A 9,230-nucleotide genomic window follows, 5' to 3' on the forward strand; every position below is an offset into this window, starting at 1 on the left:
GTCAGCCCAGCTCGCTGGTGCCCGAGTAGAGGTGCAGCACCGGCACCTGCAGCTCCTCGCGGGCGCGCGACGCCCAGTCGCGGTGGAACGTGTCGGTCAGCAGCTGCGGGTAGGTGACGACGGCGACCTCGCGGACGGTGCCGTCGGCGACGGCGGCGCGCAGGGAGGGCAGCGGGTCGTCGTCGACGACCTGGCCCGTCGCGCTGCGGCCCGCGCGCTCGAACGCCGCGAGGCTCTGCGCCAGGCGGTCGGCGGCCGTGGCGGTGGCCTCCTTGACGGTCGGCTCCTTGCCGAGCAGGCGGTCCCACGCCTCGCGCAGCTCGCCGAGCCCGAGGTTGTCGACGATGGTCGCGACGAGCGGCTGGTCGCTGTCGGCAGGGACGAGGACCCGGTACGCGAGCTCCTCGCCCTCGTGCAGGGCGAGCAGGTGCTCGACGTCGACGTCGGCCAGGGTGTCCTCCGTGAGGACCAGGATCGTGTCGGTCACGCGACGAGCCTAGCCACTGGCCCGCGCGCGGGGCGGACGGGCGCGGCCGTTCCCGCGCGCGCCGCGGGCGCCTAGGGTCGGGGCATGACCAGCGCGGGGACCGACGACTCGGGACGGGTCGTGGTCGTGGCGGGGGCGACGGGCTTCGTGGGCACGCACCTCGTCGACGGGTTCGCGGCGCGCGGCTGGTCCGTGGTCGCCTGCGCCCGCGCGTCGCAGCGGTTCGACGCGTGGCTGCGCCGACGGCCCGGGGTGCGACGCGTGACGTTCGACCAGCTCGAGGAGGGACCCGGCGCGGTCGCGCGCGCGGTGGCCGGCTACGACGTGCGGGGCTCGGTCGCGGCCATCGGCGGCTGGGACGTCGGCACCGGGCTGCTGGAGACCAGCACGGACGCGTTCCGCGCCGTGCTCGAGAGCCACCTGACCCCGCACCTCGTCACGGCGCGGGCCGTCGTCCCCGCCCTCGACGCGGCGGGCGGCGGCGTGCACGTCGTCCTCAACGGGGTGGCGGCGCAGCAGGCGATCGCGGGCGCGGGCGGCGTGTGCGTGACGGGCGCCGGGCTGCGCATGCTGACGCGCGTCCTGCGGGAGGAGGACGGGTACCCCTCGGTGCGGGTGCGCGACCTCTCCCTGATGGCCGCCCTCGCGGGGGACGAGCGCAACCTCGACCCCGTGGCGGAGCTCGCACCGGCGACGGTCGTGGCCGCGGTGGAGGACGTGCTGCTGGCCGCCGAGGGCGACGACTGGGCCGTCGGGGGAGAGCACGGCCCGACGGCGCGCGTCGTCGGCTGACGTCGGGCACGGCGGGCACGCCCCGGCCCGGGCGGCTGCTCAGCCGAGCACGTCGTGCAGCGCGGCGACCTCCCCGACGACGACCACGGCGGGGCTGCCGACCCCGCGCTCCCGGGCGCGGCCCGCGATGTCGGCGAGCGTCCCGGTGGTCGTCCGCTGGCCCGGCAGGGTGCCGCGCTCGACGACGGCGACGGGTGTGGCGGGGTCCTTGCCCGCCGCCACGAGGGCCTCGGCGTGCGCGGCCAGCTGCGCGACGCCCATGAGGAGCACGAGCGTCCCGTCCAGCCGCGCGAGCGTCGGCCAGTCCGGCGTGCGGTCGTGGGCGGACAGCACGGTGACCTGGCGCGAGACGCCCCGGTGGGTCACGGGGATGCCGGCGGCGCCGGGGACCGCGATCGCGCTCGTCACGCCCGGGACGACGTCGACCCGGACGCCGGCCTCGCGGCACGCGGCCAGCTCCTCGCCGCCCCGGCCGAGGACGAACGGGTCGCCCCCCTTGAGCCGCACCACGCGCAGGCCGGCGCGCGCGCGCTCGACGAGCACCGCGTTGATCTCGTCCTGCGTGAGGGTGTGCGCGTGCGGCGCCTTGCCCGCCTCGACGACCTCGACGTCCCGGTCGAGGTGCTCCAGCAGCCCTCGTGGCGCGAGCCGGTCGACCACGACGACGTCCGCCTCGGCCAGCGCCCGCCGCCCGCGCGTCGTGATGAGCCCCTCGTCGCCGGGCCCGCCCCCGACCAGGGTCACGTGCCCCTCGCCGGGGCGGTGACGCCGCAGGGGCAGCTCGCCGGTGTCGAGCAGGAGCGCGATGGCCGAGCGCAGCCGTGCCGCGCGCCGGGGGTCGCCGCCGGCGGTGACGGCGACCTGCACGTCGCCCGAGCGTGCGACCGCGGGCGTCCAGGCGGCGGAGGCGGTGGCGTCGTCGGCGCGCACGCACCACACGCGCGCCGCGTCGGCGTCGGCCGCCACGGCGGCGTCGACGTCGCGGTCGCCCGTCGCGGTGTGCACGAGCCAGGCGCCGTCCAGGTCGGTCGCGAGGTAGTCACGGGGCCGCCACGCGGCGGCGCCGGACGCGACGAGGTCGGCGAGCGGCTCGCACAGCGCGGGCGCGACGACGAGCAGGTCGGCACCCTCCTCGGCGAGCCGCGCGGCGCGCCGTGCCGCGACGGGTCCGCCGCCGACGACGAGCGCGCGGCGGCCGCGCACGTCGAGGGTCAGGGCGTAGCCCGGGGCGGCCGCGGTCACGTCAGATCCCCGCACCGGCGAGCCAGTCGGCGCCCTCGTCGGGCTCGTCCGGCAGCAGGCGGTCGAGCAGCGTGGGCCCCACCATGCCGGCGGCCAGCGTCGCGCCGTCCGACGGGTCGACGAGCAGGAAGCCGCCCGTGCGCCGGTGCTGCGCGTAGTGGTCCAGCGGCACCGGCTCCGCGAGCCGCACCCGGACGCGCCCGATGGCGTTGAGGCCGAGGGCGCTCGGCGCGGCGTCCGACGACGTGTCGGTGGCGTCGACCGCGTGCAGCGTGTCGACCCCGCGCAGCGGCTCGGCCGTCAGCGTGTCGACGTCCAGCCGGGCGTCGACCTCGCGCAGCAGGGCGCGGACCGTCCGCGTGCCGATGCGCACGAGGAGGCGCTGCCCGAGCACCGAGCGACGCTCCGCCAGCCAGCACACGGTCCCGATCAGGTCCGCGCCGACCGTCACGTCCGCCCCGGCGGGCACGACCACGTCGCCGCGCGCCACGTCGACGTCGTCGGCGAGCCGGAGCGTGACCGACTGCGGCGCGTGCGCCTGCCGGAGGGGGCCGTCGAACGTGTCGATGCCCGTCACGACGCTCGACTTGCCCGACGGCAGCACGGTGACCTCGTCGCCGACGCGCACGACGCCGGACGCGATCTTGCCCGCGTAGCCGCGGTAGTCGGGGTGCTCGGCGGTCCGCGGCCGGATGACGACCTGCACCGGCAGCCGCAGCTCCTCCGTGCGCGCGTCCCGCGTGACGGGCACCTGCTCGAGGTGCTCGAGGAGCGTGGGTCCGTCGTACCACGGCGTCCGGACGGACCGCTCGACGACGTTGTCGCCCGCGAGCGCCGAGAGGGGCACCGCCACCACGTCCGGCACGCCCAGGCCCGCGGCGTAGGCCGCGAACTCGGCGGCGATGGCGCGGAACGTCGTCTCGTCGAAGCCGACGAGGTCCATCTTGTTGACCGCGAGCACCACGTGGGGGACGCCGAGCAGCGCCGTGACGGTGGCGTGCCGGCGCGTCTGCTCCAGCACGCCCTTGCGCGCGTCGACGAGGACGATCGCCAGCTCGGCGGTCGAGGCGCCCGTGACCATGTTGCGCGTGTACTGCACGTGCCCCGGGGTGTCGGCGAGCACGTAGGCGCGCGTCGCGGTCGAGAAGTAGCGGTAGGCCACGTCGATCGTGATGCCCTGCTCGCGCTCGGCGCGCAGGCCGTCGGTGAGCAGCGCGAGGTCCGGCCCGTCGGTGCCGCCGCGCGCCGCGGTGGCCCGCTCGACGGCGCTGAGCTGGTCGGCGAGCACCGACTTCGTGTCGTAGAGCAGGCGCCCGATGAGCGTGCTCTTGCCGTCGTCGACGGACCCCGCCGTGGCGAGCCGCAGCAGCTCGCGGTGCGTGTGGTCGACCCCGGCCGGGTCGAGGACGGTCGTCGTCATCAGAAGTACCCCTCGCGCTTGCGGTCCTCCATCGCGGCCTCGCTGGCCCGGTCGTCGGCGCGCGTCGCGCCGCGCTCCGTGAGCCGGCTCGCGGCGACCTCGGCGATCACCTCGGCGACGGTCGTCGCGCCGGACTCCACCGCGCCGGTGCAGCTCATGTCGCCCACCGTGCGGTAGCGCACGGTGCGGAGCTCGAGCCGCTCGTCGGCCCGCGGGCCGCCCCACCCGCCGGGGGCGAGCCACATGCCGTCGCGCGCGAACACCTCGCGCTCGTGCGCGTAGTAGATCGACGGCAGCTCGATGCCCTCGCGCTCGATGTAGCGCCACACGTCGAGCTCGGTCCAGTTGGACAGCGGGAAGACCCGGACGTGCTCACCCGGGCGGTGCCGGCCGTTGTACAGGTCCCACAGCTCGGGACGCTGGCGGCGCGGGTCCCACTGGCCGAACTCGTCGCGCAACGAGAAGACGCGCTCCTTGGCGCGGGCCTTCTCCTCGTCGCGCCGGCCGCCGCCGAAGACCGCGTCGAAGCGGTGCGTCGTGATGGCGTCGAGCAGCGGGACCGTCTGCAGCGGGTTGCGCGAGCCGTCGGGCCGCTCGACCACCCGGCCGTCGTCGATCGCGTCCTGCACGCTCGCGACGACGAGGCGCAGGCCGTGGCGCTCGACGGTGGCGTCCCGGTAGCCGAGGACCTCGGGGAAGTTGTGCCCGGTGTCGACGTGCAGCAGCGTGAACGGCACGGGCGCGGGCCAGAACGCCTTGCGGGCGAGGTGCAGCATGACGATCGAGTCCTTGCCGCCGGAGAACAGCAGCACCGGCCGCTCGAACTCCCCGGCGACCTCGCGCATGACGTGCACGGCCTCGGACTCGAGCGCGTCGAGCTGGGTGAACGTCCGCCCCGCGGCGGACGGGGCGGGCGCCGCCACCGGCGGCGTGTCCGTCGTCGTCATGTGTGCAACCCGCATTCCGTCTTGGAGGTACCGGACCAGCGACCCGCACGCGCGTCCTCGCCCGGGGCGACCGCGCGCGTGCAGGGGGCGCACCCGATGGAGGCGTACCCCGCCTGGCGCAGCGGGTTGAGCACCACGTGGTGCTCCTCGACGTACGCGTCGACGTCGGCCTGCGTCCAGGCGGCGATCGGGTTGACCTTCACCATGGACCGCTTCGCGTCCCAGCCGACGACCCCGATGTCGGAGCGGGTCGGGGCGTCCTCGCGGCGCATGCCGGTGACCCAGGCGGCGTACGGCGCGAGCCCGCGCTCGAGCGGCTCGACCTTGCGCAGCGCGCAGCACAGGTTCGGGTCGCGCTCGTGCAGCCGCGGGCCGTGCTCGGCGTCCTGCTCCTGCACGGTGCGCAGCGGCAGGACGGTGCGCAGCCTCACCGGGGTGAACTCCGCGTAGTAGTCCCGCGTGCCCAGCGTCTCGGCGAAGTGGTAGCCGGTGTCGAGGAAGATGACGTCGATGCCGGGGACCGCCTCGGCGGCGAGGTGGACGAGCACCTCGTCACCCATCGAGGAGGCCACGACGAGGGACGGGCCGAACGTGGCCGCCGCCCAGCGCAGCACCTGCGAGGGGTGGGCGCCCTCGAGGTCGCGTCCTGCCTGCTCCGCGAGGGAGCGCAGCCCGTCCTCGGTCGCGGGCAGGCCGGCCGGCAGCAGGGGAGGCGTGTCGGTGGTCATCGCGTCACCAGCCCGACGAACCGCACCGCGAACACGCGCGCGCACTCCCGGCACTCCCACTCGCCGTGCTTCTCCCCGGCCGGGAACAGGTTCTCGCTCGCGCAGAACGGGCAGAAGTACGGCACGGCCCGCTGTGCGGAGTCGGTCCCGGTCATCGCAGGTCCTCCTCGGCCGCCCGGTGCGCCCACTGGGCGAACAGCTCGCCCTCCTCGCGCTGCTCGTCGAACCGGCGCGTGACGCGCTCGACGTAGTCCGGCAGCTCCTCCGCCGGCACGCGCAGGCCGCGCAGCGTCCGGCCGAGCCCGCTCGTCAGGCCCAGGCCGCCCCCGAGGTGCACCTGGTACCCGTCCTCGCCGCCGGCCAGCGCGCCCTTGAGGCCGATGTCGGCCACCTGGATGCGTGCGCACGAGTTGGGGCAGCCGTTGAGGTTGATCGTGATCGGCTCGTCGAACGTGGGCAGCCGGTCCTCGAGCTCGTCGACGAGGTGCGCCGCGCGGGCCTTGGTCTCGACGATCGCGAGCTTGCAGAACTCGATGCCCGTGCAGGCCATGGTCCCGCGGCGGAACGTGCTCGCGGAGCGGACGGCGAGGCCCGCGTCCTCGAGCCCTTCGACGAGGTCGTCGACCCGGTCGGCCGCGACGTCGAGCACGACGAGCTTCTGCTCGGTCGTCAGGCGCAGGCTGTCCGACCCGGCCGCCTCGACGAGGTCGGCGACGTGCGCGAGCAGCTCGCCGGAGACGCGGCCGACCGTGGGTGCCGCGCCGACGTAGAAGCGACCGTCCCGCTGCGGGTGCACGCCGACGTGGTCCCGCCGGCCGGTCGGCGGGGGCGGCGGCTCCGGCCCGTCGGGCAGCGCGTAGCCCAGGTACTCGCCCTCCAGGACCTCGCGGAACAGCTGCGGCCCCCAGTCGGCGAGCAGGAACTTCAGGCGGGCGCGGTTGCGCAGCCGGCGGTACCCGTAGTCCCGGAAGATCCCGGCGACGCCGGCCCACACGTCGGGCACCTGCTCGAGCGTCGCGAACGCGCCGAGCCGCTTGCCGAGCATCGGGTTGGTGGACAGCGCCCCGCCGACCCAGACGTCGAAGCCCGGACCCAGCTCGGGGTGCACGACGCCGACGAACGCGACGTCGTTGATCTCGTGCGCGACGTCGTGGTGCGGCGAGCCGCTGACGGCCGTCTTGAACTTGCGGGGCAGGTTCGAGAACGCGGGGTCGCCGATGAACCGGCGCTGGATCTCGTGGATCGCGGGGGTGCCGTCGATGATCTCGTCCGCCGCGACGCCCGCGACGGGGGAGCCGAGGATCACGCGCGGGGTGTCGCCGCACGCCTCCTGCGTCGAGAGGCCGACCGCCTCCAGGCGCCGCCAGATCTCCGGCACGTCCTCGATGCGGATCCAGTGCAGCTGGATGTTCTGCCGGTCGGTGATGTCGGCCGTGCCGCGGCCGAACTCGACGGAGACGTCGGCGACCGCGCGCAGCTGGCGCAGCGAGAGCGCCCCGCCGTCGCACCGCACCCGGAGCATGAAGTACTCGTCGTCGAGCTCGTGCGGCTCGAGGGTCGCGGTCTTCCCGCCGTCGATCCCGGGGCGGCGCTGCGTGTAGAGGCCCCACCAGCGCATCCGCCCGCGCAGGTCGTCGCCGGGGATGGAGGCGAAGCCCTCGCGGGCGTACACCGTCTCGATCCGGTGGCGGACGTTGAGACCGTCGTCCTCCTGCTTGAACCGCTCGTTGGCGTTGAGCGGCTCGCGCGTCTCGTCGAACGCCCACTGGCCCTCGTGGCGGGCCGCGGGCGGCGCAATCCTGGTCTGCGCCATGAGGCGCTACCTCCAGGTGGTCATGGGCGTGCGTCCGCTCCGGCCACCTCGGAGGGTGGCGCTCACCGGGCAGACCGCGCGCCCGGGGGGATGGGGGGCGGGGTCAGTCGCTCAGCAGACAGCACGCACACGCGCGCACGGCCGTCGGCATGGCGGCACAGGGCCGACACATGCAGAGGGTCCGGTTCGCGCTCACATGACGAGAGTGACAGGCGATCAGCACGAGCGGGAAACGCCGTTCGGATCATGAGACACGGCATCCATAATGCGGACTGCACCGGTCGGGCTTTCGCCGACCGCGCTCCGACGTAGGCTGTCCGACCGTGACCGACGCGCAGCCGACCGACGCGCACGCCGCCGGGGCGCAGGCCGGGTCGCCCGCCGCGCTGGCGGGGCGCACGCCCGGCGTCGACCCGCAACGGCTCGTCGCGGAGCTCGTGCCGCCGCCCCACTTCGCCCGGGCGACCTTCGACACCTACGTCCCGGACCCCGCGCACCCCTCGCAGCAGGCGGCGGTCGACCGCCTGCGGGCCGCCGTGGACGAGGTCGGCGCGACCGGCGGACGCTGGTGGCGTCGCCCGCGCCGGTCCCGCCCCGTCGCGCTCTACCTCGACGGGGGCTTCGGCGTGGGCAAGACCCACCTGCTGACGTCCTTCGCGCACGCCGTCGGGCTCGAGCGCACCGCCTACGGCACGTTCGTGGAGTACACGAACCTCGTCGGGGCCCTGGGCTTCCTGCCGACGGTCGAGCGGCTCGCGTCCAAGGCGCTGGTCTGCATCGACGAGTTCGAGCTGGACGACCCCGGCGACACGGTGCTCATGGCCCGGCTCCTGCGCGAGCTCGCCGAGCGTGGCGTCGCGCTGGCGGCGACGTCGAACACGCTGCCGGGGTCGCTGGGGGAGGGCCGGTTCGCCGCGGAGGACTTCCTGCGCGAGATCCAGGCGCTCGCCGACCGCTTCGAGGTGCTGCGCGTGGACGGCGAGGACTACCGGCACCGTGCCGTCGTGACGGACGCGCCGCGGCTCGACGACGACGCCGTGCGCGCGGCCGCCCGCGACCGCGAGGGCGCCACGGTGGACGACTTCGCCGCGCTCCTCGACCACCTCGCCCGCGTCCACCCCAGCCGCTACGGCGCGCTGCTGGACGGGGTACGGCTCGTCGGGCTCACGGGTGTCCGCCCCGTGCCGCGCCAGGACGTCGCGCTGCGGCTCGTCGTGCTCGTCGACCGCCTGTACGACCGCGACGTGCCCGTCCTGCTCGGCGGCGGCGAGGCCCCGCTGTTCTCCGCGGAGATGCTGCGCGGCGGGTACCGCAAGAAGTACTACCGGGCGCTGTCGCGCCTGGGCGCGCTGGCCGCCGAGGGCGCGGCGCTCGTCTCGGGCTGAGCGCCGCCCGCCCTCGGGCGGCGCGCGGGGTCAGTGCGCCGGTCAGCCCACCGGGAGGATGGCGTCGGTGAGGTGGTTCGGCGTGCCGAACCGGTGCGCCGTGACGCTCACGGCCTGCTCGCGCACGAACGGCAGCGCCTCGACCCGCCCGGACTCCGTGACGGGGTGGTCCCACACGGCGAGGTCCGGGCGGCCGCCGGTCGCCGCGGCGAGCGACGAGGCCGCCGCGCCGACAAGCCGCACGCGGCCGCCGCCGAGCGCCCGCACGCGAGCCAGCCAGGCCTCGTCGTCCTCCACGTGCACCGCCTCCGCCGCGTGCCGCACGGCGTCCGCGACCGGCCCGGGCAGGGGCGTCCCGGTGGAGACCACGACCCGCGCGCCGGCCGCCGCGGCTGCGGCGACCACCCGGACGAGGG

General features: G+C 75.8%; 9 protein-coding genes and 1 pseudogene. 2 read left to right on the forward strand and 8 right to left on the reverse strand.

From position 1 onward, the window contains the following. Position 1: 1 nt before the first annotated feature. Positions 2–487 carry a hypothetical protein gene (locus HGCM_RS11635; RefSeq protein ID WP_019137013.1) on the reverse strand — a complete coding sequence of 162 codons (486 nt, stop codon included), beginning with the start codon at positions 485–487 and terminating at the stop codon, positions 2–4. Positions 488–571: 84 nt separating this feature from the next. On the opposite strand from HGCM_RS11635, the gene HGCM_RS18890 reads away from it, so the two are divergent. Further along, positions 572–1,279, forward strand: a complete 708-nt coding sequence (locus HGCM_RS18890) for an SDR family NAD(P)-dependent oxidoreductase (protein ID WP_019137014.1) — start codon at positions 572–574, stop codon at positions 1,277–1,279. A 39-nt stretch (positions 1,280–1,318) separates the two neighbouring features. Here the strand turns inward: HGCM_RS18890 and cobA are convergent, their stop codons facing one another. From cobA to HGCM_RS11670, 6 genes are read right to left on the reverse strand one after another with little or no spacing between them, the layout of a single operon-like run. Beyond that, positions 1,319–2,521: a uroporphyrinogen-III C-methyltransferase gene (gene cobA / locus HGCM_RS11645; protein WP_019137015.1), complete on the reverse strand. Its 1,203-nt coding sequence runs from the start codon at positions 2,519–2,521 to the stop codon at positions 1,319–1,321. Between the two features lies 1 nt (position 2,522). Continuing rightward, entirely contained in the window at positions 2,523–3,941 is a 1,419-nt protein-coding gene (locus tag HGCM_RS11650; protein ID WP_019137016.1) for a sulfate adenylyltransferase subunit 1, read from the reverse strand. After that, a complete protein-coding gene (gene cysD / locus HGCM_RS11655; RefSeq protein WP_019137017.1) occupies positions 3,941–4,888 on the reverse strand; it encodes a sulfate adenylyltransferase subunit CysD in 948 nt (315 codons plus the stop codon). Before cysD ends, HGCM_RS11650 begins: the two co-directional genes overlap by 1 nt. Further along, complete coding sequence (locus HGCM_RS11660) at positions 4,885–5,616, reverse strand: phosphoadenylyl-sulfate reductase (protein WP_019137018.1); 732 nt, start codon at positions 5,614–5,616, stop codon at positions 4,885–4,887. The genes cysD and HGCM_RS11660 overlap by 4 nt, the downstream gene beginning before the upstream one ends. Next, positions 5,613–5,771: a hypothetical protein gene (locus tag HGCM_RS20135; RefSeq protein ID WP_019137019.1), complete on the reverse strand. Its 159-nt coding sequence runs from the start codon at positions 5,769–5,771 to the stop codon at positions 5,613–5,615. Before HGCM_RS20135 ends, HGCM_RS11660 begins: the two co-directional genes overlap by 4 nt. Further along, the gene (locus HGCM_RS11670) at positions 5,768–7,429 is read right to left on the reverse strand and encodes a nitrite/sulfite reductase (RefSeq protein ID WP_019137020.1); all 1,662 of its coding nucleotides are present in this window, start codon (positions 7,427–7,429) and stop codon (positions 5,768–5,770) included. The genes HGCM_RS20135 and HGCM_RS11670 overlap by 4 nt, the downstream gene beginning before the upstream one ends. A 323-nt stretch (positions 7,430–7,752) precedes the next feature. Here HGCM_RS11670 and zapE point away from each other — a divergent pair, with 323 nt between their 5' ends. Then, on the forward strand, positions 7,753–8,814 hold the full coding sequence (zapE, locus tag HGCM_RS11675; RefSeq protein ID WP_019137021.1) for a cell division protein ZapE: 1,062 nt from the start codon (positions 7,753–7,755) through the stop codon (positions 8,812–8,814). A gap of 42 nt (positions 8,815–8,856) precedes the next feature. Here zapE and HGCM_RS19445 read toward each other — a convergent pair. After that, positions 8,857–9,230, reverse strand: a pseudogene (locus tag HGCM_RS19445) (1-pyrroline-5-carboxylate dehydrogenase); the annotation flags it as partial.

The organism is Cellulomonas massiliensis JC225 (assembly GCF_000312005.1).
Classification (GTDB): Bacteria; Actinomycetota; Actinomycetes; order Actinomycetales; family Cellulomonadaceae; genus Cellulomonas; species Cellulomonas massiliensis.

Excerpts from the sequence above, each read along its gene's own strand:
- HGCM_RS18890 (WP_019137014.1), top strand. The coding sequence starts at position 572 with ATGACCAGCGCGGGGACCGACGACTCGGGACGGGTCGTGGTCGTGGCG.
- HGCM_RS11650 (WP_019137016.1), bottom strand. The coding sequence starts at position 3,941 with ATGACGACGACCGTCCTCGACCCGGCCGGGGTCGACCACACGCACCGC.
- cysD (WP_019137017.1), bottom strand. The coding sequence starts at position 4,888 with ATGACGACGACGGACACGCCGCCGGTGGCGGCGCCCGCCCCGTCCGCC.
- HGCM_RS11660 (WP_019137018.1), bottom strand. The coding sequence starts at position 5,616 with ATGACCACCGACACGCCTCCCCTGCTGCCGGCCGGCCTGCCCGCGACC.
- HGCM_RS20135 (WP_019137019.1), bottom strand. The coding sequence starts at position 5,771 with ATGACCGGGACCGACTCCGCACAGCGGGCCGTGCCGTACTTCTGCCCG.
- HGCM_RS11670 (WP_019137020.1), bottom strand. The coding sequence starts at position 7,429 with ATGGCGCAGACCAGGATTGCGCCGCCCGCGGCCCGCCACGAGGGCCAG.